We start from the raw sequence: 25,534 nt of genomic DNA on the forward strand, positions 1-25,534 counted from the left end.
CCAGTGATAATAATAGTATTAAAAAAATGATTTGGGAAACGGTATGTTATAGTCGTACCTTGGATGTCCTTCACAATTTTTTTTAACCTTAAAATTCAGAGTCATGTCTGACTATGCTCATCCGGAAGTGCTGGTTTCCACGGATTGGGTAGATCAGCACAAATTTGATCCACACGTAGTAGTAGTGGAAGTTGATGTAGACACACAGGCTTATGAAGAAGGCCATGTTCCGGGTGCACTGGGCTGGAACTGGCAAACCCAACTGTGTGACACGGTGCGCCGCGATATCATCAGTAAAACTGAGTTGGAAAACCTTCTTGGCAGAAGCGGTATTGACAACGACACCATTTTAATCCTGTATGGCGACAACAATAACTGGTTTGCCGCCTGGGCTCTGTGGCAACTGAAAATGTATGGACACAAAGACGTTCGCATCATGAACGGCGGAAGAAAAAAATGGCTGGCTGAAAACCGGGTCATCACCAAAGATGTTCGCGAACCGGTTGCAGCTACCTATAAAGCCGGCCAGCGGAATGAATCATTGCGCAGTTATCTCAGCCAGGTACAACAGGCCATGCTGGCCCCCGAATTTGCCATGGTAGACGTTCGCTCTGCTGATGAATTCACCGGCAAAATTCTTTCCCCTCCCGGCTTACCTGAAACCTGCCAACGCGGTGGCCATATACCCGGGGCGGTAAATATTCCATGGGCACAAGCCTGCCGTGAGGACGGTACTTTTAAATCAAAAGAAGAATTGGAAGAGCTTTATATGAGCAAGGGCGTAGTACCGGAGAAAAACGTAATTGCCTACTGCCGCATTGGTGAAAGGTCGAGTCATAGCTGGTTTGTATTAAAGTATCTTTTAGGCTATCCCAATGTAAGCAACTATGATGGCTCCTGGACCGAATGGGGCAACCTGGTAGGCGCCGCCGTAGAAAAAGATGTCATTATTCAGCCAAAAAAAGAAATGGCATGATGCACACACAAAATTTTACAGAAGAGCAATTAGAGGTGGAAGGCATCCCTGTCCGGCGAACCGTTTACAAGATTGGTGATACGTTCTATTGTCATATTTATAATGCCGATCCCGGAGCTACTATCGCAAGGGCAAGTAATACCGACAGGCAAGCTGCCCTGGATGAAGCAATGGATAAAACAAAAAAAAGGATTTTACAAAATACAAGGAAAACCTGACCACTTCGTAACAACTTATCTTCTAAAAGAACCGGGAAGTTCTGTCAGTGCAAAAACTCCCGGTTTTTTTGTTATTGATAGTTCTTTTAAATAACCCTTTCTGCAAACTCTCCGATTTCACAGTCTTTAATTAATTTGTCTCTGGCAAATCATCACAGGCTTTCACCCTGAAACATTTCATTTCATAGCCGGTCAATTGGCAATGTGCAATCTCTAATCAAGCGGCGGAAGGTTGGGAAAACCAAAAGTTAATGTGGCCATGTCCTTTCTTTCAGCATTAAAACTGACAGAACCTAATATCTTTTCAGCCATTGCATGCAGCTTGCTCACTTCCTGCTGAATTGAAGTATTGATATTTCCTTGTCTCCTTATATGCACAAGCACGACATGCCCATATACCCTGGCTGAAAGCCAGATATAAGTTTCCCGGGTATGTTTTACTACCGATGATAGCATGCCATTGAGCACGGCGCTGACAAGAGGCAGGTCCGTACTCAGGGTTAGCTTTGAAGGGATTTCGTTAATGAAAATACTTTTGTTGTTAACGGTCTGGGGCAACATAGCCTTTAGCAGATTGGCTATTAATTCCCTGAGGTCTGCGTAACCGGCAGCCGGTACGGATTGATGGTTCATAGGATAAGGTAAATAGGTTACAGATGGTTGTGTTTCACTCTGGTTTATTTATCAGGCGAGTGTCAGAAGGCAATGGACATAGCTTCGTGGCACTCGCCGTATTAAGAAACTATAGATTGATTTCATAAAATAAATTGGACACGGATCTTTTGTTTCACTCCTGCTTTATGGATAAAAGCCGAAAGTCAGTGACGTGATGGTACTCTGGTGCCTTGTGAAGCCAATAGTGCCCCTGTTTTTTTCAGCAAGTCGCTGCAATTGCTGAAGCTGGCCCTGGATAGCATGCGGACTGAAACCGTGGGCGTTTTTTACATGCACTAAAACAACATTACCATACAATTTCGCAGATAGCCAGATGCAACTATCTTTTGCATTTGAAACTATTGTTGAAAGCAAGCCGCCCAATACAGATGTAATTACAGGCGACTCCTTTTTCAACGGGAGGTGGTCAGGAATGTCATTAACAAAAAAACTTCTGTTAATGCTGGCTTTGGGTAAAAGGGTGTTGATCAGCCGGTCAACTACATCATTAAGTTTGTTGACCTGCGTTGGTTTCGGATTTTCCATTGGATGAGTTTTAAAGGGTTAAATAATTTCCTTTGCCGGGGTACGGATTAAAACCTTTCAATGGGACGGATCAATTTTCTTAGGAGTACGGATTTATTAATTGCTTGCTGATACAAAGAAACGACCGCTAAAGGCCGAAAAAAATAGAACAACTTATCTATCCGGGGTAATAGATTTTAATAAAAACCTGTAGAATTTTGTTTACGGAAAACTACCGGGTACTTCTACGTTGCTGCCCTGGTTCTGCGAAGTCTCCGGCTTCGCAGTCTCTAATCAATTTGTCTCTGACAAATCACCGCAAGTCCTTACCATTACTCCATACAATTGCCTATACGCTCAGGAAATTCCCCGGAAGCTATTCATCGCCATATCTTAATTGCTTGTTTGTACGTTAGTCGGGGCCTGCTCCTGTCCTGTCGGTTCTTCTTCCAAAGAAGAAATATATTCTTTGAAAAAAAAATCAGTTTTCTTCGCATCAAACTCCTCCTGCCAATATATACCGGTTAGTTCATGTGTACTCAGGTATTCTTTGGGATTAACACTATACGGCCCGGCTATGCCAAGATAAGTTTCAGCATCGAAATCAGTTGAAATCGGCACCTTAAATAAATAAAACTTTTGATTTTTACCTTTAAAATCTATGATTTTTTCACCCGCATAACTAATTATCCCGGGTTGATCTTCATCTGCTGCATAGACATAAATCTTGCTTTTCGCCAGATCCCTTTGTGAAAGATATTGAAGTGGAAAAAGTCCCTGCTTTTTTATTTTTTTCAATTCTTCAAATAAATCATGCCGATATTCATCAGTCGTTGCCAGGGTGTAAATTGTCTTCGAATCAACAGGTTTATTATTCTTCAATAAAGCGATGAGAGTTTTGAAACGAACTCCCCTATCGTTAAATTTTGAAAATTTATTCAGCAAAGCATTTGATTCAGGCGTATTTATTACTCCCAACATCCTAATCCAATCATAATAATTATATCCATACTCCTCGATATCATTTTTTTCCTTTATGATAATCCTTTGCGCCGATGTAATAAAACCGGCCGCATTTTGCTTAATCGAAGTATTTGAAATAAGGTTGCTATCCAAAAGGGAAGCAGCCATACTGGTTACCTGGTGACATAAAACATCTTTCCCCGCATAAATAAATAGCTCAGGATATAGCGTTGCGGTAAGAGAAAGTGAGTCATAAAAATTGTTGCTAAAATATATGGGATGTTGAATTCTTAACGGGTAGTTGATTAAAATTTCTTTCAAAACCGAATAAGACTCCTTCGATTTAATACCCGATAAATAGGAAACCAGGAACGGCTTTACATATTCATCATTTGCCTGGATTGATTGATAGTGGTCCCTTATATATCTAATCATATTATGATCATCATCTAACTCGCCTATCTTATCCATTATTTTACCATTCAACGCATCGCTGTTATAAAGTGTGTCAAAATCTGGATATAGTCTAAAACTCATTTTTTGAAGGGCAGGCAAATCAGCTTTTGTAAAATCCAGGTCATTCCACCACAATTTTATTTGCCGGATTACTTTGCCATCTGCTGCTTCCAATGTATTTAACAGTTCTTCTGCACGAGATTGACCACCCCTTTCATTTGACTTTGGCTCCCGGCTGATGAATCCATTAAATAACCTTTCATACAATCCGTTTAAGTCTTGTGGTGCGATATGAGAAAAAAGTTCATATAATTCTGCGCCGCTTAAAACAAACTTTACTTTTTTTACTAATTGGCTTTGAGGAGTCCGTACAAAAAATTCAGCAACCGCACCTTTATCAGACTTGTTTACATTATATCCTTCAATTGAATCACCTACTCCCTTATATTGTTCTGCCCGATTTCTCAAAAAAGCTGTATCAGAACTAAACCAAACCCATCCGGGGATTTGCGTTTTGTCAATGTAAGTAGATGTTGAACCAATTGAGTCATATATTATAAATCTCTCGGATCCTTCATGAAATCCATTTTCTTCAATCTCTACTTTTTTAATAACTCCCGGTGATATTGTAGAAAATGAACTATCGGGCGACAAAACAGTTTCCCAGTCATTATAGGCGTAGGGAAGAATTTTAAACGAGTTTAAAAACCGCCTGGCAGAGATGCGGTTTTCTTCGCCGGGCTCAAATACAGCATATACATAGAAATTCCGATTGCCCCTGGAAACTGTTATAATACTCGTTTCAAGAAGAGTACCCTCCGATTTTCCGTCAGCAGTGACACTATAACCAGGATATCCACTAATGGTAAGATAGGAAGAGTCTAATATCCTGCCCTCACCAAAATTAGCCCTCAACCTGTCTTTTACACCAATAAAAAAATTGCTATCAATTCCCGGATCATATAGTCCTTCTTTCACGGAGCTTATGCGCATACCATAGAACATCTGCGATTTAAGGTCGATGGCCTGGTAGTTATATATAATTTTCCCTTCTTCTGAATTTACATCTTTTGTCTCTCTGGGTTGAACAGGCATCTCAATTGAAAAACCGTGATTGACAAATGCAATGCTTGACCACTGAGCCTGTCGGGGCTCAGGCTTCTTATAATTTTTGTTGTACGCAAATGATTGAAAAAATCTTTCCGCTTCTGTATCACCGGATGATTTGTTGCCCATAGAAAAAACAGCATTCATAATAACGTTTTCCAACTCAGGAAGGAATATCTGTAAATGAAAATCGCCGTCCTCAGCCTGTATCAGGTATTCCCGCCCCTCCAAATCATTCATTCTTACTTTTTTTTCTTTTACTAGTTTTCCTTTTTTAGAAAACTGTTGTTTAAAGGCTGCATACAAGCTGTCAATGCCCAGTTTTTTCCGTTCTTTACCTATTTCTATCCGCATCGTCATATACATTCGCATGAAGGACATGTCAAAAAAGATTTTCGAGTCTATTCCCATAGATCGGAGTATCTCGAAGTCCCCGGATTCGCCCGGCATTAAAAGTGAATATATGCTGTCCTTAATCCCAACCGGCACCCATTCCCAACCCACTCTTTTTACTGTATATTTTTCGGGGCTGATTTTTTTTGAGGAAACCACAGGAGAAACGGTGAATCCCCTATTTTTCAACAACGCTATTACTCCCGAATCGCCGGGCAGATGAGCAGCTCCTACCGCAAAAAAAGTGCTCCGGATGGCAGACATGCTATCCATACGAGTCGCCATTTTCAGATTGCGCTTGGTCATAATAAAATCCTTTTGTCCATTACTTGCTGTATATAGGACTTCAATGCTATCAAGTCGTTGCCCTGTATACATTTTGATCATCCATTCTATTGCCTTGCGATAATTTTTATCATCATATAAAGCCATTTGAATTTTGCTTTCAACACTTTCTGCATTTATATGTTCGACCTGTTCCTGGAAATCTTCGATTCCACCAACCCATTTACCTTGTTTTCTGGCAAGCCCAAAAAGATATGCATCCAGGAAGGTCGGCATCTCCCCTTTTTTAAACAATTCCGATTGCAGAGCTGACTCCACATCATCCAGATCATTTACCGTAATCTTCTCGGCGGGCTTAAAAAATTTCTCTGCCAGCAGGTCTTTATATTTTTCCCATACTTCCACAGAGACTGCATCCTTGACCTTAACAGGCTCACTAGCTGCCCTTTGTTCCCTTTCATTTATGAAACTATTTATCAACTGGGCACCCATCCGGTTTATATCAAGTTCTGCAGCGAAGGCGTCAGACTGCTCTAATGCCTTGTACAACGAGTCACTAAAATAAAAAACCCTTTTATCGGTTAAATGCATAGTACCATACAGGTATGAAGGCTTTGTAAGGCCATTACCCGAGATGCGCCAAAGCAAGGAATTTGAGGAGTTAATTTTCTGGCTTAAACAAATCAGGGAGGTGCCTGTGATAGACAGGAGAAGCAGTAGTTTTTTCATGTGGTGGTGATCAAAAATTTAGTTCAGTGCTTTAATAATTATGGAGGCTGATTTTTTAATTTGTTGTTCCGAAATTATTAGTGGTGGTGAAATACGAATACAATTAGCAGCAAATAGGAACCAATCTATTAAAACTCCATTGATAATACAATAGTCGATCACCTTTTTATTGGCTTCAAACGAATCAAATTCCACAGCCAGCCACAAGCCGAATGAATGAATGGCTTTTATTTTCGGATGAACCAATAGGGATTTAAATAGATTTAGTTTTTGTTCGACATCATTCATCATTCCTTCGTCGATCAGGGCTTTCATGGCCGCCATACCGGCTGCGCAACAAACAGGATGGCCGCCAAATGTGGTAATATGACCTAAGACTGGATTTTCAGTAAATGCATCCATTAGCTGCTTATCAGCTACAAACGCACCAAGAGGCATTCCTCCACCTAATGCCTTACCCAATAAAACTATATCCGGAACAATCCCGAAATGTTCAAACCCCCACAGTTTACCAGTCCGACCGAAACCGGTTTGTATCTCATCCAGAATTAATAACGTTCCTGTTTCGCTACACTTTTTTCTTAATGTCAGCATCCATTCTTTGGAGGGTGCTTTGACGCCTGCCTCCGCCTGCACGGTTTCAGCGATCACACAGGCAGTTCGCTCCGATATTTCATCGATTGCATCAAAAGAATTGTAATTGAGGTGCAGAACATCGGGCAGTAAAGGTCTGTATGCATTGCGCCAGTATTCATCGCCGATAATACTTAAAGCTCCCTGGGTGGAGCCATGATAAGAATTTTTAAAAGCTATGATCTGGCTACGATTGGTGACCCTTTTAGCCAGCTTCATGGCGCCTTCCACCGCTTCAGCACCAGAGTTAGTGAAGTAAACTGAATTAAGTGATGCCGGAAGATGATCTGTCAACAATTTGGCATATTGTACCTGCGGGCTTTCTACAAATTCACCATACACCATAATGTGCAGGTAAGCGTCAAGCTGCTGCTGAATGGCGGCTACCACCCTGGGATGCCGATGACCGGTATTTGCGACGCTAATACCCCCGATAAGATCAATATACTCTTTTCCATCGACGTCATACAGCAACGCACCTTCAGCTTTTACAATCTCAAGAGAGAGTGGTGCAGGCGAGGTTTGGCCTATATGACGTAAAAAAAGCTCCCGCTGATTCATATTTTGAGGCAAAGAACGCAAAGGCTGGTTAACACGCAAAAGAAATTGGCTAATTTGCAAGCAACATTTATTGAGCAAAGAAAAGAGCGTTGATACTTTGCGGTGGACGAAACCAACAAAGAATAGGTACAACAACTTCAAACCTTAAACTTTTTACTATGCCTGTAATACTTCCGGTAGAAGACAAATATCCCGAGTGGGGAAATAACTGTTTTATTGCTCCCAATGCCACTATCGTTGGGAATGTAGTGATGGGAGATGACTGTAGTGCCTGGTTTAACACGGTGATCCGGGGAGATGTCAATTTTATAAAAATGGGTAATAAGGTGAATGTACAGGATGGTGCCTGCATCCACTGCACCTATCAAAAATTTGGAACTACAATCGGCAATAATGTTTCAATAGGTCACAATGCTATCGTACATGGCTGTACCATCCATGATAACGTATTAATTGGCATGGGAGCCATCGTTATGGACAATTGTATCGTAAATAGTAACACGATCATTGCAGCGGGTGCGGTGGTACTAGAAAATACCATTTGCGAAGCTGGCAGTATTTATGCAGGTGTTCCGGCAAAGAAGATTAAGGCCATTTCGCAGGAACTGATTCATGGTGAAATCGATCGGATTGCCAACAATTATATCAAGTATGCAGATTGGTTCCGGGAGAAAGTGTAAAAGTTCAGGTGTTTTGTAGTTTATTATAAAAATTTGGTCGGTTCAACCTTCTGAATTGATGTGCCTTATGAAGTAGGCAAACAACTGTCCGTAATTCTACTATAGTAGAAGCAATTTCTAATTTTTACTTTCGTTATACGAAGAAAGCAATTATGAAAAATATTCTTACGATAATGGTGCTGGCTGGTTTGATGATGGCCATAACATCCTGCAATATGTTTAAGCCAAAATATGGATGTCCAACGAATGGTAAGAATATCGGGGCCGAAAAATTAGCCGCTGGTGATCCTGCTGCAGAAAAAGCTGCGAGGAAAGCAAAAAAGTTTAAAAGTTAACAAAGGCCGAGCAGCCTTTTTTAATATATCCAAGTCTTATAGTAAAAACCATTAAAACCCTAAACTCTTTACTATGAGTCTCAATTTACGTACCTCTTTAGGATGCACCGAAGCAGTACTGGCAGATGATGGCGGCTTAAATTTTTTCTACCAGATTGCTGGCATTATGAATGACGACCTCCGTATCAAATTTCTGAATAAGGAAGATGAATTTGATTCCATAAACTGGGATTTTAAATACAAAGGCCATCCCCTCACATTACGCTACAATATTTATAACGGCATTTCTGTCCACCCGACAAAGACTAATGCTGCCCAGCCAAAAGATAACCTGGCAGTAGTGGAACTGGCGAATATTTTACAGGGCAAATTGTTTAACCAGGTAAAAAATATAGCATAACCGAAGTGTTACCAGTTGCCAGTTACCGGAAACTGGTAACCGGTAACTACATTGCATTTAGTAGCTCCTCTCTTCTATCGACTCCATTATATTCACATAACTGACATACCGTTCTTCGCTGATCTCACCGTTGGCTACGGCTTCTTTTATTGCGCAACCCGGCTCGTTTACATGCAGGCAATTGTTGAATTGGCAATCATTCAGCCTTTCCCGCATTTCCGGAAAATAATGGGATACTTCTTGTTTGGAAACATCAACAAGGCCGAATTCTCTCATACCCGGCGTATCGATGATCCTGCCTCCGAATGGCAGGTCAAACATTTCAGCAAAAGTAGTAGTGTGCTGTCCTTTACCGCTCCAGCCACTTACACCCTGCGTTTTTAAATTCATCCCGGGAAATATAATATTCAGCAATGAAGACTTACCTACCCCACTATGGCCGCTAATTAGGGTAGTTTTATCTTTGAGCTCCTTCTTTAATTCCCCGATGCCGGTGTTTTCCTTTGTGCTGGTTAAAAAAACTTTATACCCCACTGCCTCATACATTTCCTTCATTTCTTCAAATCGCTCCTGTTCTTTCTTTTTAAAAAGGTCGGATTTGTTAAATGCAATCAATGCTTTTACATGAAACATCTCCGAGGCTACCAAAAACCGGTCGATAAAACCCTGCGATGTTTTGGGCTCTTTAAGTGTTGCCACCAATAAAGACTGATCCAGATTAGAAGCTACAATATGATGTTGAAATTTTACCCGCGGAGATTGGCGGTTGATATAGTTTTTGCGGGGATGAATCTCAACGATCATCGGTTCTCCGTTCATATCTATTTCCACCTCATCACCTACAGCAACGGGATTAGTACTGGTAATATTATCGATTTTAAAAACGCCTTTCATCCGGGCATTGTGCCACTGCCCCGAGTCGTCCTTTACAGTGTACCAGCTGCCCGTTGATTTATAAACCAGTGCTTTCATTGTGTTGCGAATTTCAGGAATTGGTACTAATTCGGACCGGTAACCTCATAATTAATCAGGGAAATCTTCTAAAAATGGTGTAGCGAAGTATTATCTCAACTAGCAAAAAGAAAATTGCAGCAAGGGCTAACGGCAAAAATAATTCCTCATAACGCTTATAGGAAGTGTACTCCACTTTGGACTTCTCAAGCTGATCTATCTGTTTATAGATATTTTGTAAACCCGCTTTATCTCTTGCCCTGAAATAACGGCCACCTGTCTCTTCCGCTATCCGCCGAAGCAGTGCTTCATCAATAAAGTCGATAGCAGCGGTTTTTTGCCTCGGCGCATTGCCGGTTATCTCTACGATCGTAGACGGAGAAGCCCCCATCCCGATAGAATACACTTTTACACCTTTTGACTTCGCAATTTCAAGAGCCGTGAGTGGGTCAATTAGCCTGGTATCCGGCGCATCTTCCTTTCCATCTGTCAGCAATACGATCACCCGACTTTTGGCTTCACTTTTTGATAAACGATCCACGGCTGTAGCTAATCCTTCACCTATTACAGTTCCGTCTTTTAAATAACGCCTGCTTTCCAGGGACTGTATTTGACTGACCAATGTATTTCGATCAGTTGTAATAGGAACCTGGGAGAAGCTTTCGCCTGAAAAAATAACCAGGCCTATCCGGTCAATGGGCCGGCTTAATACAAAATCAATAGCGACTTCTTTGGCCACCTCCATCCGGGATGGCAAAATATCGCGGGAGCCCATGCTACCGCTTACATCCATGCATAACACAATATCAATTCCCTCACCCAGGGTCTGCTGCTGATCATTTCTTTTTTGCGGCCTTGCCAAGGCCATGATCAACGCCGTAACAGTGAGCAAGCGCAAAATAAAGGGTACATGGCGGAAATAATTTTTGGCCGTGGATACAGTAAAAGATCTCGTTGAAGACACCCTGACGGAGGACTGGCGTTTGTTGTATTTTTTTATATACCACCATATCATGAAGGGAACCAATCCGAGCAACAAAAAATTCTCGGGATAAGCAAAGTCGATATTTTTAATCCAATCGTACAACATTATTGCATTTGCTCTATCTGTTGGATAGAGCGGCTTATGTTTTCAAAATTATTTTTATCATCTTCGGTCGAAGGAACATATTTTGCATACTTGACAAAATCGCTTTGCCGTAGGGTATGGGACAACTTATCAAATTCATCATTTCGAAGGCCGAGGCCTTTTAATTGCCTTACCAGGTCATTCGTAGTGGCCTGTAAAGAATGAATTCCTTTTTTGGCTGATACATACACCCTGAAAATATCTACCAGTCTTGAATAATATTCCTTGATTTCGGGTCTTTCGGCTTGCAATTTTTGCAATTCTAATATTGCTTCCTTGTAAGGGTCTGCCGGCTCAGCAACAACAACGACAACAGGCTTTTTCTTTTTTCTGAACAAAAGAATGATCAGCAATAACAACACTGCTGCTCCGGCTACAAAATACCACCATTTGATTTCCTTTTTTTCCTCCTGCGGATTTACCTCAATTATGTCTTTCACATCATGATAAGGTTGAGCGGGATCGAAAGGAGAAAAAACAACATCCACCGGTATTGAGTCGGTGGCAATAGCATCAGTAAGCAGAAATGCAGGAATGACCCAATGACCCGAGTCAAAACTGGTAAGCATTAATACCTGCTTCAGGAGAGTTCCTCTGCCCGTATTCGACGTATCAATCTTTGGTCTGCCTAAAAATTCAAAATGTGGAATCGAGTCGAACTGGAAAAAACGGATAGCTTCATGCTCGGGGATATCAGCCTCCAATGTTATTCGCAAAGGCTCACCAATTAAAATCTTTGATTTATCAACTACCGCTCTTACTACAGTCTTGTTTTGCGCCGCAACAGTTGCAGTGACAAAAAATAAACCTATAGCTATAGCGGTTCTATAAAAAAAGTTATTCCTCATTTAAACAAAATCCTGGGCTTGTGTTCGTTCCAACCCCGACCATTTTCGGGAATGGGTAAAAAGGTGGTTTATTTATTCCTGCTTACAAAAAACCTTTGCAGCACTTTTACATAATCATCCCCGGTTCGCACATGTAACAAGTCACAACCCGCTTTTTTAAAAGTTTGGGTGCTATAGTCTGTCATTTTAAAAAACTCCTGCTGATAACTGTATCGCACAAATGCACTGCTGCTGTCTACCCATTTTATTTCTCCCGACTCTGCATCCTGCACCTGGATTAAACCCGCACTGGGCAATTCCATATCCATTTTATCATATATTTTTATACCGATCACATCATGTTTTTTCCCGGCGATCCGCAGTGCATCCTCATAATTACCGTCCAAAAAATCACTCAGGATAAAAGCAATGCTTTTTTGTTTAGTAGAGTTGTTAAAATAGCGAAGCGCCGAATTCACCTGGGTACTTTTGCCTTTTGGCTCCTTGCTCAACAACTCTCTTACAATATACAGGGCATGCTGCCTCCCTTTCTTAGGCGGAATATAGGCTTCCACTTTATCACTATAGAATATGACGCCAACTTTATCTGAATTATTGACGGCGGAAAAGCTTAGCACCGCCCCTATTTCAGTAATAATATCTCTTTTGCGGGCATGAACGGTCCCAAATAATGAACTGGCACTTATATCCACTAATAGCATTACGGTCAGCTCTCTCTCTTCTTCAAAGATCTTGCTAAAAGGATGACCAAACCTTGCCGATACATTCCAATCAATAAAACGAATATCATCACCGGCTGCATATTCCCTCACCTCTTTAAACGACATGCCCTTCCCTTTAAAAGCGCTGTGATACTCACCCGTGAAAAGGTCACTGGCCAGCTTCTTGCTTTTAATCTCGAGCTGTCGAACTTTCTTTAATATTTCAGCCGTTGTTAACAACCTTAAACATTTAAATTTTTAAACTTAAAACTTATTAGGGTACATTGACCTGTTTCAAAATATCTTCAATAATGTCTTCCACTTTTACGTTCTCTGCCTCCGCTTCATAAGTGAGGCCTATGCGATGTCGTAAGACATCATTACAAATACTTCGTACATCTTCCGGTATTACAAAACCTCTTTTATTTAAAAATGCCTGGGCCTTTGACGCCAACGCCAGGTTAATGCTGCCCCGTGGTGAAGCTCCGTAAGAGATCAGGGGTTTCAATTTTTCTAACTGGTATTTCTCAGGTGTCCTTGTTGCAAATACAATATCGAGAATATACTTTTCCACTTTTTCATCCATATATATTTGACGAGTGAGCTCTTTTGCATTCAACACTTCCTGGATTGAAACCACTTGCCTTATTGTCGGAGTAGTTAAACCTTGTGTATTTTGACGCAATATCAATTGTTCTTCGTGCATTTTTGGATAGCCTACTACCACTTTCATGATAAAGCGATCCACCTGTGCTTCCGGTAAAGCATAAGTACCCTCCTGCTCCAGCGGATTTTGTGTTGCCAGCACAAGAAACGGCTGCTCCAGTTTGTAAGTCGTATCACCAATAGTCACTTGTCGTTCCTGCATGGCTTCCAGTAAGGCCGATTGCACCTTGGCCGGGGCCCTGTTAATTTCATCAGCTAGAATGAAATTGGCAAAAATGGGTCCCTTGCGAACAACAAATTCATTTTTTTGCTGGTTATAAATCAACGTTCCTATCACATCTGCAGGTAAAAGATCAGGCGTAAACTGGATCCTGCTAAACTGCGCATGGATGGCCTGGGAAAGGGATTTTATAGTCAGCGTTTTTGCGAGGCCCGGCACACCTTCCAATAAAACGTGTCCGTTACTCAGCAACCCGATCAACAAACGATCGAGCATATGACTTTGCCCAACTATGACATGGCCTACCTCTTCTCTTAACTTATCTGTAAACTGGCCGGCATGGCTGATTCGATCATTTAACTGCCGGATGTCTTCTGCGGTTTTATACATTGGCTTGATTTATGGTATCACAAAATACGAACTTGATTTAAGCAAATTATTTGCCGATATGGTAAATGAGGGGAAATAGTTCTCTTTTTTTAAGTATTTCTACTTTGTAGTGATAAAAATCTGGGCTTATTTTTACTAAAAAAATCCCTTCTATGCAAAAACGATTTTTATTAGCAGTAGTTCTATTTTCTACATTGCAAATATTGAATACCAGCTGTAGCAAAGATGATGATCCTTCACCGGCTGGTAAGACAAGAACAGAATTATTGGCAAAAAGTTCCTGGAAATTCAGCGATGCAAAAGTTGGTGGCACATCCGTTTCCGCTTTTTTGCAAGCTTGTCAAAAAGACAATATAGCAACCTTTGCAACGGCCGGTACAGGTACTGCTGATGAAGGCCCGACAAAATGTGATGCATCTGATCCGCAAACCACTCCTTTTACCTGGAATTTTCAAACTAATGAGACCATTCTATTTATTTCTACTCCTTTGTTCACCGGTGGCAGCAGTTCATTCACCATTGTGAGTTTGACAGAAACGGAACTAGTGGTGTCTCAAAATATGACGATAGCTGGTTCAACACAAAATGTTGTAATCACTTTTATTCATTAGGATCAGGAGAGATATTTGCCAACAATAGGAACCCGGCGACCTACACCGAATGCTTTAAAGCTGATTCGAATGATGGGGCAAAACTGGTTTCGCTTATACTCATTCGTATTAACCAGTTTTAGCACCCGTGCTACCAATGCCGGATCGAATCCCTTTGCAATTATCTCTTTGGGTCCGTTTCTCAACTCGATATACTCATATAAAACACGGTCGAGTGTATCGTATTCCGGCAAACTATCACTGTCCTTTTGATTGGGCCTTAGTTCAGCAGAAGGAGGTTTTGTTATGATATTGACAGGAATGATTTCTTTATGACGGTTAATGTACCTGGCGAGTGCGAATATTTGCATTTTGTATACATCACCCAGTACACTTAAACCGCCTGCCATGTCACCATACAACGTACCATACCCTGTTGCAAGTTCACTTTTATTAGAAGTGTTTAGCAAAATATACCCAAACTTATTTGCAATTGCCATCAACAAATTTCCCCTTGTACGGCTTTGAATGTTCTCCTCAGCGACGCCAAAAGGCGTATCCTTGAAAATCGGCCTCAATTCAGTAATAAAAGCGTCATAAATATTTTTGATGGAAACAATGTCATAAGGATTATCCAGGTTTTCGCTCAACTGCTCTGCGTCACTCACTGAATGCGATGTTGAATAATGAGAGGGCATCAGGATGGCCCTCACATTTTCCTTGCCCAACGCTTCAACAGCCAATGCCTGGGTAACCGCACTATCAATTCCCCCGGATGATCCCAGTATAGCTTTTTTAAAGCCCATTTTCTTAAAATAATCCCGGATACCAAGTATTAAAACATGGTAAATCTCATCCATGTTTTTTTCATTGGTCAGGTATTGGATTGTATCCTCTCCTACGCCAACATCGGTAGCAGAGAAATAAACAGGCCCGGCCCAATCCCCTCCTTCTCCGCCAACCGGCGGAAAGGCCACCTGCGCACCTGCCTCGCTTGACGAATATTCCCTCCGTTTTGAAATCTTTTCATCAACTGAAGCATTTTCGACAAGCTGGCTTTGTGCGTTGGCTAAGCCCTCTCCTTTGGAGAGGGTTTGGGTGAGGTCTTTTAAGTCAAATACCTGGTAATCCTCTTCGAAATACTTCATCTCTCTGACCTGGTTGCCACAATCGTCATACACCAGGCTACCTCCATCGAAAACAATTTCTGTTTGCGAACCCACCGTGTTACAATAAAGCATCGGTAAATTATACTTTAGCGTATGAGCTTTGACAATACTGTTTCGCACAATATCCTGTGCGTAATTATAAGGTGATGCAGAAAGGTTGATCATCACATCCGGCTTTTGCAATACCAGCTTTTCCATGGGCGTGATGCGATAAAGGGGGTTGTCACCCATATTCCAGACATCTTCACAAATAGTAACTGCCAATTTTTTCCCCTTAAATTCTATTACATTCCATTCAAATGCTGGTTCAAAATAGCGGTATTCATCAAACACATCATAGTTTGGCAACAATGTTTTATGAACCTCGGCCTTTATCTCTTTTTCATGCAAGAGAAAAACAGCATTGAAAAGGTCTTTGCCTTCTTTTTGCAGATTCCTGGCAGGGCTGCCGATTAATACACCAATTGTATCCGCATGCTCCCGGATGCTGTCAACGGCGGCATAACATTTATTAATAAAATCACTGAATTCAAGAAAATCCCTGGGAGGATATCCGCAAACACATAACTCAGAAAAAACCACCAGGTCAGCACCTTGTTGCTTTGCCCAGTTGATGCCGTCAATAATCTTGCTTGAGTTATCTTCAAAATTGCCGATATGATAATTCTGCTGCGCTAATGCAATCTTCATACTACAAATTTAACTCCCCACTGCCAAATGAAAAGTAAAAAACTAATCTGCCTGACAATAGCAATCACTGCCTGAACACCCGGATAAAAACCGGCACTGATGAGCCACTAACGTTTCTATATCTTCGCAAACAACATTTAAACACTCATTTCGTTTACAAGAGCTATGAAAAAAGCCATCCCTTTTTTGTTTGCACTTATTGCTTTTGCTGCCTGCAAAAATCAAAAAAATACACCCGATATTTCCGGTATTAAAGTGAACCTCGCAGTTGAAAGATTTGATGAAGATTTTTTTTCCTTAGACACAACAAACGTTCAAAGAGGGCTGGCGAATTTGCAGGCAAAATATCCCGTACTATTACCCGTGTTCCTGGAAAATATTGTTGGCGTTACCAGCCAGGAAGGCATTAACAGCTTCTACCGGTTATATAAACCAGTGTTTGATTCATCCCAAAAAATTTATACAGACTTTAATTCAGAAAAAGCTGAGATAGAAAGGGCATTTCGCTACGTGAAGTATTATTTTCCTGCCTATAAAACACCTGGGAAAATCATCCCCGTAGTGGGCCCGATGAATTCGCTGAACGATATGGCAAAAATGAGTAACGGGGATTTGACGCCTAATTTTATCGGCCCCGATTTCTTAGGAATAAGTCTCCAGTTTTACCTTGGAAAAAACTTTTCACTTTATAACCAGGAATATTTTATCAACAACGTTGTGCCGCTGTATCGCAGCCGCAGGTTTTCAAAGGAATATATCATAGCCGACGTAATGAAACTGGTGGCTGATGATATTTTCCCTGATAAAAGCAGTACCAGGCCTTTGATAGAACAGATGATTGAAAAGGGCAAGCAATGGTGGCTGATTGATAAATTTTTGCCAGAAACGCCTGATTATATCAAAACAGGTTATACAAGGGAGCAAATTGACTGGTGCCAGGAGAACGAAGGCCTGATCTGGACCTATATTGTGAAGAATGAAAATTTGTACACTGTAGACCCGGTAACGATTCAAAACTACATAGGTGAAGCTCCGTTTACACAAGGTTTTTCCCAGGAAAACTCGCCCGGTAATATCGGCCCGTGGATAGGGTGGCAAATCGTTAAAAAGTTTGTCGAAAAACACGCTGGTATAAAACCTGAAGAAGTAATGAAGGCGTCTGCCAAACAGATACTGGATGAATCTAAGTACAAGCCGAAATAGTTGCAAATTTATTCTTTTGTTCCGCCTGCTTTCTATTTGCTTATATTGTGGTTTAGTCGTTAAACTTATTTAGTAGCATGAAGACACTTTCCACCCTTACTGACCCTACTTATGTTCCGAAGGAAAAATTTACCTGGTATGATAAACTTTGGCTTCACATTATAAATGATAAGCGGGATCTCCCTTTTATTTATTTATTGACCTGGATTCATATTTTCATTTTACCTGTTGCCATCCTATTATTTACACCGGTACTGCAGGGATGGTGGTGGTGGCTGATAGTAGTTCCTTATTTTTATTTTTCACAACTATATTTCAAAGGCAGGTTTGGGTTAATGTTTCATTGTATCTGTCACCGCAAGTGTTTTAAGAAACCGTATCAATGGATCCATACTTATATTACCTGGATCATTTGCCCTTTGTTTGGGCATGCCCCCGAAGGATACTTCAGCCATCATCTGGGGATGCATCACATAGAAAACAATACCGAGGATGATACCAGCAGCACGATGGCCTATCAAAGAGATAGTGTCAAAGATTTTCTCGTTTATTTCCTGAAATTCCTTCTTGTTGGCGTTAAGAATACCATACTGTATCTCTATTATCGAAAAAGAAAAAAACTCTACATGCGCCTGACATTTGGCGAATATGTTTTCATTTTCTTTTGCATCGGCATGTGTTTTTTGAACCTAAAAGCCACTTTATTGGTTTTTATTGTTCCTTTATTGTTTGCCCGGTTGGTGATGATGCTGGGCAACTGGACACAGCATTCTTTTATTGATAGTTCCAATCCGGATAATTTATATACTAACTCGATCAACTGTATCAATACAAAATACAATCATGTCTGCTGGAATGATGGCTATCATATCATACATCACCTTAGGCCTGGAATGCATTATACGGATATGCCGGCTGAACTATTGAGAAGAAAAGATGAATTTGCCAATAACAAAGCGATCATATTTGATGGCATTCATTATCTGCACGTCTTTTTGTACCTGCTTACAAAAAGATATGATAAGCTGGCTGACAATTTGGTAAACATCAATAACATATTTACAAGCCGGGAACAGGCTATAGCATTAATGAAGGAGAGAACAAGAAAAATCGAATTTTAGGAAGAATGAAATAACCTAATTGTTCTTCATCGGGACAATCATTTCAAATGCAGGAATGTCAACCGTGAACATCTGCTTATTGTTCAGGTTTTCCATTTGGTAAGTCCCTTTCATTTTACCCATTTCGGTACGAAGATTACAACCACTGACGTATTGGTAAGTTTCGCCTGGCTGAATGGTCGGCTGAACCCCCACTACTCCTTCACCTTCCACTTCCCTTGTACTTCCATTGCTATCAAAAATATTCCAGCTGCGACGATGAAGTTTTACCGGGAAAGTGTTGTGATTTTCCAGCGTAATGCGATAGGCGAACATAAATTCTGACTGAATAGGGTTGCTATAATCCGGCTGGTAAAATGTTTCTACACTTACCTCCACACCCTCAGAAATGAGACTATTCATACCAATCAGTTTACGTAAAAATAACGAAAAACACTGACGGCGGTAAATCTTGCCGGATTTTACTCCTCAAGGCTTAAATTTGCGCCTTCAAAACACCTCTAAAATTTCCACTATGAAGATAGCTGTAGCGCAGGGCGACGGAATAGGGCCTGAGATCATGAATGCCGTTCTTAGCATTTTTAAAGCCAACAAAACTCCACTTGAATTTGAATACGTTGAAATGGGAAAATGGGTTTTTGACAAAGGTTTTTCCAATGGAATGACACCTGAGGCAAAAACTACGATAGAAAATCTTGGCATCCTGTTCAAAGGTCCCATGGAAACTCCTAAAGGTAAAGGCGTAAAAAGTGTAAATGTTACCGCCCGAAAAACCTGGAACACTTATGCTAACAAAAGGGTATTCCAAACGCTGCACGGCGTAGATACTGTTTTTAGCAAGGCGGGAATTCCTATTGATATAACAGTTGTTAGAGAAAATATCGAGGATACCTATGGAGGAATAGAACACATGCTTACCCATGACGTGGCACTGAGCCGTCGTTTTATTACTCGTCCAGGTAGCCTGCAGGTGATCAAGTATGCGTTTGAAATGGCAAGACAAAAAAATGCCCGTCGTATCACTTGCGGCCATAAGGCCAATATTATGAAAATTACAGATGGTCTATTCCTGGATTGTTTTTATGAGGTGGCCAAAGACTATCCTGAGTTGAAAGCTGATGATGTAATTGTAGATGATCTATGCATGAAGTTGGTAACAAGGCCGGATATCTTTGATGTGATTGTCTTAACCAACCTGCAGGGAGATATTGTTTCTGACCTTTGTGCTGGCTTAGTAGGTGGACTAGGGTTTGCTCCGTCTGGTAATATTGGCGATCATATTTGCATATTTGAGGCTGTGCACGGGACAGCGCCGGATATCGCCGGAAAAAATATTGCTAATCCCACTGCCCTGCTTCTGAGTGGGATTGCAATGCTTCGTCACCTCGGCTATATGCAAAACGCGGCGGAAATTGAAAATGCTTTGCTTTATACATTAGAGACAGGAACGAGAACCGGTGATTTTGGGGATAAAAGCATCCCGCCGTTAAATACAACACAATTTGCTGAAACCATTATCAGCAACTTTGGAAAAAAACCACAGTTGAATGCGAAGGAGCTTTTACCCAATAAACCAGCATTGCAAACGGTATTTAAGCTGGAAAAAAACCCGATGATGGTCTCTGCAGAAATGGAGCAGGAAAACATAATCGGTGTAGACATGTTTATCGAAAGTGATGAACAGCCAGAAATAATTGCCCACAAATGTCAGCGGCATGGCGGTGTTAAATTTAATATCGTTAATGTCAGCAATCGCGGTACACAGGTATGGCCTACCGGATCAGTATTTACCAACCTGGTGAATCAATACAATGTCCGCTTTGAAAGTATTGACGGTTCTCCGTTAAATCAGCAGGACATAATCGGCCTCTATGTCAGTCTGAGTGGCAATTTTAAAATATGTTCGTTAGAGTTATTGAATATGTGGGGAGATAAAAAAGCCTATAGTTTGTCGCAGGGGCAATAGAGAACCACGATTGATATGATTATTATGGATTGGGGGGAAATGAAAAGCTCATTTCCTTTTTTGCTGATCTACCCCGGATGGCGCCTCAACCGAAAAGATCATTGAACCGGTAAGAAAATGTCCAGGGGAAGCATTAAGCTATATCTACAATAAAGAAAACCAAAACTCAAAGTAGCTTAAAATATTTGGCGGTTCCTGCTGCAATTAATATGACTCCCATAATCATAATTGTTACAGCCCAGGACACTGATTGATCTTCTTCATATATATTCCGGAAGAAAAAGTATACCCCACCAATGCAGAACAAAACACCAATACCACATAGTACCCAGGGGTTATTCATTTTTAGCAAATTATAATTACTTAAATTTTCCTAGCCAGCTTGTACCCATTTTTTATTAACCATTGCAGCACTTTCTCCCGTTGATCACCCTGTACTATAATTTCGCCATCCTTGGCTGACCCTCCGGTTCCACAAAATGATTTTAGCTTTTTTCCCAAGTCTTCCAGGGCACTTTCTTCCCCAATAAACCCTTCAATCAGCGTAACGACCTTACCCCCACGATGCTTTGTATCTAACCGGATCTTCAATTTTTGTTGTGACGCAGATAAAGTTTCGAAGTTTTGCTGATTCTCTTCAAACTTGAAGTTAGGATCTGTACTGTACACAAATCCCCTGTTGTCAGGCTTATTTTTTTTTGACATGAATTTTACAACTTTAAAACTTAAGATTTATCAGGCGATGACGGCCTTAAGGCTCAGGTCCAAACTCTTTGCCTGGTGTACCAATGCCCCTACACTAACAAAGTCCACTCCCGTTTGAGCATATTCCCCGATATTTTCAAGATCGATTCCTCCGCTAGCCTCGGTTTCAAAATCCTCGCCAATTAATGCCACGGCTTCCTTTATTTGCTCCGGGTTAAAATTGTCGAGCATGATGCGAAACACTTTTCCTTTTCCTATGGCGACAACCTTTTTTACGTCTTCGATGCTCCTGGTTTCTACTTCAATTTTTAACCCGGGTTTTTTATTTAGTACATACTCATATGCCTTTTCGATGGCCTTTTCAATTCCACCGGCATAATCAATATGATTATCCTTCAACATGATCATATCAAACAATCCAAAACGATGATTGACCCCGCCACCAATTCTCACCGCTTCCTTTTCCAATAACCGAAAATTGGGAGTTGTTTTACGGGTGTCTAACAGGCGGGTTTTAGAACCTTTTAATTTGTCTGTATATTCCTTTGTCAGGGTAGCAATTCCGCTCATTCTTTGCATGCAATTCAGTACAAGTCTCTCGCACTGTAAAATTGTGTGGACAGAGGCTTCAACTTCAAAGGCTTTTTCACCAAAAGCCATCTTTTCCCCATCCCGTTTATAGAGAGTGAGGATGGATGTCGGCTCTTTATAGGTAAAGATTTTGCGTGCAACATCTACGCCGGCTAATATGCCTTCCTGCTTTATTTTTAAGACCGCCTTACCTTTTGCATTGGAAGGAATACAGGATAAACTGCTATGATCTCCATCACCAACATCTTCTTTTAGCGCTTCATCTATCAGGTGGTTAAGTTGACTATCAAAACTCATGGAGCAAAAATAAGAAAGCCTTCCCAGTACTTCGATTTGCCCGGTAGTGGAAAGGCTTTACCTGATATTTTAAATGATATTTACTCGATGGATTGGAAACGAATTTCTTTCAATACTTCTTTTCCCCCCTTCACTTTCATAAAAACATGAGCCCGGAAGTTGCCCGATTTTGTTTGCAGGGTACCGATACAATAATTTCCGCCGGGTGAATCACCTTTATGTTTTAACACAAAAGTCTTTACGCCGTTATTAGCAAAAAAGTCTTTTAAGATTACTTGAGCCTGGGCTTTACTATAGCTATCACTTTTTACAGGCAACGTCAATTCAACATTATCATCAAAATACTTAGCCAGTTCAGAAGCATTACCTATGCGTAAAGCTCCGATTACACCGTCAATATTACTTGACTGCGCAAACGAGGAAAAAACAATAAGCGAAGCAACCAAAAAAGAAGTAAATAAAAGTTTCATATTTAATTTGTTTTCCATAGGCAATATAGTCCTAAAAATGTGCCATAGGATAATCGCCATTGACACCGGAATACTAAAATAATAAAAACCGGTTGTTAAATATCTTTAAGGCTTAAATAGATGAATGATTTGTAGATTTACAACGCATTGTTACCCTATAACAAATGAATTTATACTAAACAATTAATCATCTAATGGGCCAAAAAAAAGTTATTTTAATTATTATGGACGGCTGGGGACTCGGAAAAGTTGCATCTTCTGACGCCATCCAGCATGCTAACGTACCTTTCACCAAATCTTTATATGCTGCTTACCCGAATACTACTCTTATAACTTGCGGAGAATCAGTAGGCTTACCCGATGGGCAAATGGGCAATTCTGAAGTGGGTCACTTAAACCTGGGAGCCGGCCGCATTGTCTACCAGGAGTTGCAGCGAATAAATGTTGCTATTAAAGATGGTTCTTTGGCAAAGAACGAACAATTGTTACAAGCAATCCGGTTTGCAAAACAAAATAACAAGCCGTTTCATTTGCTTGGTCTCGTAAGTGACGGCGGTGTGCATTCCCACATTAATCACCTGAAAGCAATTATTGAGATCTGCCAGGCTGAAGGTTTGTCAGACGTGTATGTGCATGCATTTACGGACGGTCGTGACTGTGATCCAAAAAGTGGTTTAGGATTTATAAAAGAGCTGCAGCTACATTTGGACAAAACTGTGGGCAAAATCGCAACGGTAAGCGGTCGCTATTATGCTATGGACAGGGATAAGCGTTGGGAAAGAGTAAAGCTGGCTTATGACGCTTTGGTAAATGGCATTGGTGAGTTATCAAATAATGCCATTACGGCTGTAGAAAACTCCTATGCCAATAATATCACCGATGAGTTTATAAAGCCGGTTGTTATTACCAATAAGGATGGCCGCCCGGTAACGACCATAAAAGATGGGGATGTCGCTTTCTGTTTCAATTTCCGCACCGACCGGTGCCGGGAAATAACGGAGGTGCTAACGCAAAAAGATTTTCCTGAATACAACATGAAGAAGCTGGCTCTTCATTATACAACCATGACACAGTATGATCAAAGTTTTCAAAATGTTCATGTAGTTTTTGATAACGACGACTTAAAAAATACATTGGGTGACATACTACAGCAAAATGGGTTAAAGCAAATTCGGATTGCCGAAACAGAAAAGTATCCCCATGTAACTTTCTTTTTCAGTGGCGGCCGCGAAATACCTTTTGAAGGCGAATCGAGAATTCTTATTCCTTCACCAAAGGTTGCCACCTACGATCTTCAGCCAGAGATGAGCGCCTATGAAATGACTGATGCTCTTTTACCAGAAATAAACAATAAATCTGCCGACTTTATTTGCCTCAATTATGCCAATGCAGATATGGTAGGCCATACGGGTGTTTGGGAAGCTGCAATAAAAGCGGCAGAAACCGTGGACCAATGTGTCGAAAAAGTGGTAACCGCGGGACTTGCTAACGGTTACACCATCTTTTTGACGGCAGATCATGGAAATTCAGATTACCTCATTAATGAAGATGGGTCTCCTAATACAGCCCACACATTAAACCCGGTTCCTTTGTTTATTATTGACAAAAATTGGAGAGGAACAATTAAGCCCGGAAAACTGGGAGATATCGCCCCCACTATATTATTCATGATGGGTTTACCAATTCCAAAAGAAATGAGTGGTGAAATTTTAATTGACAACCCATAATTTTCACAAAAATCTCCCATGCTAAAAAAGATCTTCCTGTTTTTATTGGTGATACTGATCATTATTCAATTTATTCATCCTGAAAAGAACAAGGCTACCGGTCCTCAGGCCAATTATATCGGCAACGCTCATCCCGTTCCGGATGATGTAAAAATTATCCTTGCAAAAGCGTGTAACGACTGCCATTCTAATAACACAGAATATCCCTGGTATTCTGCCATACAACCAGTAGACTGGTGGATGAACGGCCATGTGAACGATGGAAAGAAACATTTGAACCTGGACGACTACACCAAGCGAAGCCTCCGATACCAATACCACAAATTGGAAGAAATTGAAGAACAAATAAAGGAAGGTGAAATGCCTTTGCAATCTTATACCTGGGTGCATAAGGACGCCATACTTACGGCTGCAGAAAAAGAAAAATTAATCAGTTGGACAAATGCGCTCCGGGATAGCATGGAAGCCAAATACCCTATTGATAGTCTTATAAGGAAAAAATAAGAGGTATTTCCCACATATCGCCACTGAAATTTACTATTTCATGCAGCTTTTGTATGTAAAAAATGTCTAAATTACAGACAACCAAACGGCATATATGACCGAAGAAGCCATTTTAAAAGGTTGTTTAAACAATGATGCTGCCGCTCAGCGGGAACTTTACAACAAGTATTGTTCAAAAATGCTGGCGGTTTGTTATCGATACGGGCATAACCGCGAAGATGCGGAAGATATGTTGCAGGAAGGCTTTATAAAAGTCTTTTTACAAATACACACTTTCGAAAATCGCGGTGCATTTGAAGGATGGGTAAGACGAATAATCGTTCATACGTGTATCAATATCCTGAAGAAAAACAAAAAGTTCAATGAAAGTGTAGATATTATTTACGCTACTGGTATACAGATCAGGGAAGAAAGTGTTCCGGCAATTATACAGGCAAAACAAGTGGTAGAATGCATTCGGCTATTGCCGATTGGTTACCGCACTGTTTTGAACTTGTATGCGGTAGAAGGGTACAGTCATCGGGAGATTGCGGATATGCTGGATATAGAGGAAAGCACCAGCCGAAGCCAATACACCAGGGCTAAAGCGATGTTGGAAGATATTCTGATACGGAAGAAAATTATACAAAAACCAAAACAAGATATCGATTGGCTTATGGCCGTTAGCCATCGATGATTCGT

General features: G+C 40.8%; 26 protein-coding genes. 12 read left to right on the forward strand and 14 right to left on the reverse strand.

Features of this window, described 5'->3' with window-relative positions; translation table 11 throughout:
- The first annotated feature begins 103 nt into the window (after window positions 1-103).
- Both ACFEL9_RS23300 and ACFEL9_RS23305 read left to right on the forward strand, forming a co-directional pair.
- Window positions 104-976 carry a sulfurtransferase gene (locus ACFEL9_RS23300; RefSeq protein ID WP_385895063.1) on the forward strand — a complete coding sequence of 291 codons (873 nt, stop codon included), beginning with the start codon at window positions 104-106 and terminating at the stop codon, window positions 974-976.
- Window positions 973-1,194 (forward strand): hypothetical protein, encoded by a 222-nt coding sequence (locus tag ACFEL9_RS23305; RefSeq protein WP_385895065.1) that lies wholly within the window; start codon window positions 973-975, stop codon window positions 1,192-1,194. Before ACFEL9_RS23300 ends, ACFEL9_RS23305 begins: the two co-directional genes overlap by 4 nt.
- Before the next feature lie 213 nt (window positions 1,195-1,407).
- Here the strand turns inward: ACFEL9_RS23305 and ACFEL9_RS23310 are convergent, their stop codons facing one another.
- From ACFEL9_RS23310 to ACFEL9_RS23325, 4 genes are all read right to left on the reverse strand, one after another.
- Window positions 1,408-1,827, reverse strand: a complete 420-nt coding sequence (locus ACFEL9_RS23310; RefSeq protein WP_385895067.1) for a hypothetical protein — start codon at window positions 1,825-1,827, stop codon at window positions 1,408-1,410.
- A gap of 165 nt (window positions 1,828-1,992) precedes the next feature.
- A complete protein-coding gene (locus ACFEL9_RS23315; protein ID WP_385895069.1) occupies window positions 1,993-2,394 on the reverse strand; it encodes a hypothetical protein in 402 nt (133 codons plus the stop codon).
- Between the two features lie 372 nt (window positions 2,395-2,766).
- Window positions 2,767-6,306: a TraB/GumN family protein gene (locus tag ACFEL9_RS23320; protein ID WP_385895071.1), complete on the reverse strand. Its 3,540-nt coding sequence runs from the start codon at window positions 6,304-6,306 to the stop codon at window positions 2,767-2,769.
- Window positions 6,307-6,324: 18 nt separating this feature from the next.
- Window positions 6,325-7,500, reverse strand: a complete 1,176-nt coding sequence (locus ACFEL9_RS23325; protein WP_385895072.1) for an aspartate aminotransferase family protein — start codon at window positions 7,498-7,500, stop codon at window positions 6,325-6,327.
- Between the two features lie 158 nt (window positions 7,501-7,658).
- Between ACFEL9_RS23325 and ACFEL9_RS23330 the strand changes: the two genes are divergently transcribed.
- The 3 genes from ACFEL9_RS23330 (at window position 7,659) to ACFEL9_RS23340 (ending at window position 8,915) form a co-directional block, all read left to right on the forward strand.
- Window positions 7,659-8,180, forward strand: coding sequence for a gamma carbonic anhydrase family protein (locus tag ACFEL9_RS23330; protein WP_385895074.1), 522 nt, complete (start codon window positions 7,659-7,661; stop codon window positions 8,178-8,180).
- Window positions 8,181-8,332: 152 nt separating this feature from the next.
- Window positions 8,333-8,515: a hypothetical protein gene (locus tag ACFEL9_RS23335; protein WP_385895076.1), complete on the forward strand. Its 183-nt coding sequence runs from the start codon at window positions 8,333-8,335 to the stop codon at window positions 8,513-8,515.
- A 73-nt stretch (window positions 8,516-8,588) separates the two neighbouring features.
- A complete protein-coding gene (locus tag ACFEL9_RS23340; RefSeq protein WP_385895077.1) occupies window positions 8,589-8,915 on the forward strand; it encodes a hypothetical protein in 327 nt (108 codons plus the stop codon).
- A gap of 57 nt (window positions 8,916-8,972) precedes the next feature.
- Here the strand turns inward: ACFEL9_RS23340 and rsgA are convergent, their stop codons facing one another.
- The 5 genes from rsgA to ACFEL9_RS23365 form a co-directional block, all read right to left on the reverse strand.
- Entirely contained in the window at window positions 8,973-9,887 is a 915-nt protein-coding gene (rsgA, locus tag ACFEL9_RS23345; protein ID WP_385895079.1) for a ribosome small subunit-dependent GTPase A, read from the reverse strand.
- Between the two features lie 55 nt (window positions 9,888-9,942).
- Window positions 9,943-10,956: a vWA domain-containing protein gene (locus tag ACFEL9_RS23350; protein WP_385895081.1), complete on the reverse strand. Its 1,014-nt coding sequence runs from the start codon at window positions 10,954-10,956 to the stop codon at window positions 9,943-9,945.
- Window positions 10,956-11,843: a hypothetical protein gene (locus tag ACFEL9_RS23355; RefSeq protein WP_385895083.1), complete on the reverse strand. Its 888-nt coding sequence runs from the start codon at window positions 11,841-11,843 to the stop codon at window positions 10,956-10,958. Before ACFEL9_RS23355 ends, ACFEL9_RS23350 begins: the two co-directional genes overlap by 1 nt.
- 68 nt (window positions 11,844-11,911) lie before the next feature.
- Complete coding sequence (locus tag ACFEL9_RS23360; RefSeq protein ID WP_385895085.1) at window positions 11,912-12,784, reverse strand: DUF58 domain-containing protein; 873 nt, start codon at window positions 12,782-12,784, stop codon at window positions 11,912-11,914.
- A 34-nt stretch (window positions 12,785-12,818) separates the two neighbouring features.
- The gene (locus ACFEL9_RS23365) at window positions 12,819-13,820 is read right to left on the reverse strand and encodes an AAA family ATPase (RefSeq protein WP_385895087.1); all 1,002 of its coding nucleotides are present in this window, start codon (window positions 13,818-13,820) and stop codon (window positions 12,819-12,821) included.
- A gap of 152 nt (window positions 13,821-13,972) precedes the next feature.
- On the opposite strand from ACFEL9_RS23365, the gene ACFEL9_RS23370 reads away from it, so the two are divergent.
- The gene (locus tag ACFEL9_RS23370) at window positions 13,973-14,431 is read left to right on the forward strand and encodes a lipocalin family protein (RefSeq protein WP_385895089.1); all 459 of its coding nucleotides are present in this window, start codon (window positions 13,973-13,975) and stop codon (window positions 14,429-14,431) included.
- Between the two features lie 2 nt (window positions 14,432-14,433).
- On the opposite strand, the gene ACFEL9_RS23375 is transcribed toward ACFEL9_RS23370, so the two are convergent.
- Window positions 14,434-16,269 (reverse strand): NAD+ synthase, encoded by a 1,836-nt coding sequence (locus ACFEL9_RS23375; RefSeq protein ID WP_385895090.1) that lies wholly within the window; start codon window positions 16,267-16,269, stop codon window positions 14,434-14,436.
- Window positions 16,270-16,434: 165 nt separating this feature from the next.
- Here ACFEL9_RS23375 and gldB point away from each other — a divergent pair, with 165 nt between their 5' ends.
- On the forward strand, window positions 16,435-17,472 hold the full coding sequence (gene gldB / locus ACFEL9_RS23380) for a gliding motility lipoprotein GldB (protein ID WP_385895092.1): 1,038 nt from the start codon (window positions 16,435-16,437) through the stop codon (window positions 17,470-17,472).
- Between the two features lie 77 nt (window positions 17,473-17,549).
- Window positions 17,550-18,593, forward strand: a complete 1,044-nt coding sequence (locus tag ACFEL9_RS23385) for a fatty acid desaturase family protein (RefSeq protein WP_385895094.1) — start codon at window positions 17,550-17,552, stop codon at window positions 18,591-18,593.
- Between the two features lie 15 nt (window positions 18,594-18,608).
- On the opposite strand, the gene apaG is transcribed toward ACFEL9_RS23385, so the two are convergent.
- Complete coding sequence (gene apaG / locus ACFEL9_RS23390; RefSeq protein WP_276499957.1) at window positions 18,609-18,995, reverse strand: Co2+/Mg2+ efflux facilitator ApaG/CorD; 387 nt, start codon at window positions 18,993-18,995, stop codon at window positions 18,609-18,611.
- 112 nt (window positions 18,996-19,107) lie between these two features.
- Here apaG and ACFEL9_RS23395 point away from each other — a divergent pair, with 112 nt between their 5' ends.
- Window positions 19,108-20,559, forward strand: a complete 1,452-nt coding sequence (locus ACFEL9_RS23395; protein WP_385895096.1) for an isocitrate/isopropylmalate family dehydrogenase — start codon at window positions 19,108-19,110, stop codon at window positions 20,557-20,559.
- 363 nt (window positions 20,560-20,922) lie between these two features.
- Here the strand turns inward: ACFEL9_RS23395 and ACFEL9_RS23400 are convergent, their stop codons facing one another.
- From ACFEL9_RS23400 to ACFEL9_RS23410, 3 genes are all read right to left on the reverse strand, one after another.
- Window positions 20,923-21,264, reverse strand: coding sequence for a translation initiation factor (locus tag ACFEL9_RS23400; RefSeq protein ID WP_385895097.1), 342 nt, complete (start codon window positions 21,262-21,264; stop codon window positions 20,923-20,925).
- 30 nt (window positions 21,265-21,294) lie between these two features.
- Entirely contained in the window at window positions 21,295-22,152 is an 858-nt protein-coding gene (gene nadC / locus ACFEL9_RS23405; RefSeq protein WP_385895099.1) for a carboxylating nicotinate-nucleotide diphosphorylase, read from the reverse strand.
- Between the two features lie 80 nt (window positions 22,153-22,232).
- On the reverse strand, window positions 22,233-22,622 hold the full coding sequence (locus ACFEL9_RS23410; RefSeq protein ID WP_276499952.1) for a DUF4783 domain-containing protein: 390 nt from the start codon (window positions 22,620-22,622) through the stop codon (window positions 22,233-22,235).
- A gap of 194 nt (window positions 22,623-22,816) precedes the next feature.
- Between ACFEL9_RS23410 and gpmI the strand changes: the two genes are divergently transcribed.
- From gpmI to ACFEL9_RS23425, 3 genes are all read left to right on the forward strand, one after another.
- Window positions 22,817-24,349, forward strand: coding sequence for a 2,3-bisphosphoglycerate-independent phosphoglycerate mutase (gene gpmI, locus ACFEL9_RS23415; protein ID WP_385895101.1), 1,533 nt, complete (start codon window positions 22,817-22,819; stop codon window positions 24,347-24,349).
- Between the two features lie 18 nt (window positions 24,350-24,367).
- A complete protein-coding gene (locus tag ACFEL9_RS23420; protein ID WP_385895103.1) occupies window positions 24,368-24,853 on the forward strand; it encodes a heme-binding domain-containing protein in 486 nt (161 codons plus the stop codon).
- 94 nt (window positions 24,854-24,947) lie between these two features.
- Window positions 24,948-25,529, forward strand: coding sequence for an RNA polymerase sigma factor (locus tag ACFEL9_RS23425; RefSeq protein WP_385895105.1), 582 nt, complete (start codon window positions 24,948-24,950; stop codon window positions 25,527-25,529).
- Window positions 25,530-25,534: the final 5 nt, after the last annotated feature.

Origin of the sequence: Terrimonas alba (genome assembly GCF_042434975.1) — a bacterium.
GTDB lineage: Bacteria > Bacteroidota > Bacteroidia > Chitinophagales > Chitinophagaceae > Terrimonas_B > Terrimonas_B alba.

Excerpts from the sequence above, each read along its gene's own strand:
- ACFEL9_RS23320 (WP_385895071.1), bottom strand. The coding sequence starts at position 6,306 with ATGAAAAAACTACTGCTTCTCCTGTCTATCACAGGCACCTCCCTGATT.
- gpmI (WP_385895101.1), top strand. The coding sequence starts at position 22,817 with ATGGGCCAAAAAAAAGTTATTTTAATTATTATGGACGGCTGGGGACTC.
- ACFEL9_RS23315 (WP_385895069.1), bottom strand. The coding sequence starts at position 2,394 with ATGGAAAATCCGAAACCAACGCAGGTCAACAAACTTAATGATGTAGTT.
- ACFEL9_RS23305 (WP_385895065.1), top strand. The coding sequence starts at position 973 with ATGATGCACACACAAAATTTTACAGAAGAGCAATTAGAGGTGGAAGGC.
- ACFEL9_RS23350 (WP_385895081.1), bottom strand. The coding sequence starts at position 10,956 with ATGTTGTACGATTGGATTAAAAATATCGACTTTGCTTATCCCGAGAAT.
- ACFEL9_RS23420 (WP_385895103.1), top strand. The coding sequence starts at position 24,368 with ATGCTAAAAAAGATCTTCCTGTTTTTATTGGTGATACTGATCATTATT.
- nadC (WP_385895099.1), bottom strand. The coding sequence starts at position 22,152 with ATGAGTTTTGATAGTCAACTTAACCACCTGATAGATGAAGCGCTAAAA.
- ACFEL9_RS23310 (WP_385895067.1), bottom strand. The coding sequence starts at position 1,827 with ATGAACCATCAATCCGTACCGGCTGCCGGTTACGCAGACCTCAGGGAA.
- ACFEL9_RS23395 (WP_385895096.1), top strand. The coding sequence starts at position 19,108 with ATGAAGATAGCTGTAGCGCAGGGCGACGGAATAGGGCCTGAGATCATG.
- ACFEL9_RS23340 (WP_385895077.1), top strand. The coding sequence starts at position 8,589 with ATGAGTCTCAATTTACGTACCTCTTTAGGATGCACCGAAGCAGTACTG.
- apaG (WP_276499957.1), bottom strand. The coding sequence starts at position 18,995 with ATGAATAGTCTCATTTCTGAGGGTGTGGAGGTAAGTGTAGAAACATTT.
- ACFEL9_RS23375 (WP_385895090.1), bottom strand. The coding sequence starts at position 16,269 with ATGAAGATTGCATTAGCGCAGCAGAATTATCATATCGGCAATTTTGAA.
- ACFEL9_RS23410 (WP_276499952.1), bottom strand. The coding sequence starts at position 22,622 with ATGAAACTTTTATTTACTTCTTTTTTGGTTGCTTCGCTTATTGTTTTT.
- ACFEL9_RS23325 (WP_385895072.1), bottom strand. The coding sequence starts at position 7,500 with ATGAATCAGCGGGAGCTTTTTTTACGTCATATAGGCCAAACCTCGCCT.
- ACFEL9_RS23385 (WP_385895094.1), top strand. The coding sequence starts at position 17,550 with ATGAAGACACTTTCCACCCTTACTGACCCTACTTATGTTCCGAAGGAA.
- ACFEL9_RS23400 (WP_385895097.1), bottom strand. The coding sequence starts at position 21,264 with ATGTCAAAAAAAAATAAGCCTGACAACAGGGGATTTGTGTACAGTACA.
- ACFEL9_RS23365 (WP_385895087.1), bottom strand. The coding sequence starts at position 13,820 with ATGTATAAAACCGCAGAAGACATCCGGCAGTTAAATGATCGAATCAGC.
- ACFEL9_RS23355 (WP_385895083.1), bottom strand. The coding sequence starts at position 11,843 with ATGAGGAATAACTTTTTTTATAGAACCGCTATAGCTATAGGTTTATTT.
- ACFEL9_RS23330 (WP_385895074.1), top strand. The coding sequence starts at position 7,659 with ATGCCTGTAATACTTCCGGTAGAAGACAAATATCCCGAGTGGGGAAAT.
- ACFEL9_RS23335 (WP_385895076.1), top strand. The coding sequence starts at position 8,333 with ATGAAAAATATTCTTACGATAATGGTGCTGGCTGGTTTGATGATGGCC.
- ACFEL9_RS23425 (WP_385895105.1), top strand. The coding sequence starts at position 24,948 with ATGACCGAAGAAGCCATTTTAAAAGGTTGTTTAAACAATGATGCTGCC.
- ACFEL9_RS23300 (WP_385895063.1), top strand. The coding sequence starts at position 104 with ATGTCTGACTATGCTCATCCGGAAGTGCTGGTTTCCACGGATTGGGTA.
- ACFEL9_RS23370 (WP_385895089.1), top strand. The coding sequence starts at position 13,973 with ATGCAAAAACGATTTTTATTAGCAGTAGTTCTATTTTCTACATTGCAA.
- rsgA (WP_385895079.1), bottom strand. The coding sequence starts at position 9,887 with ATGAAAGCACTGGTTTATAAATCAACGGGCAGCTGGTACACTGTAAAG.
- gldB (WP_385895092.1), top strand. The coding sequence starts at position 16,435 with ATGAAAAAAGCCATCCCTTTTTTGTTTGCACTTATTGCTTTTGCTGCC.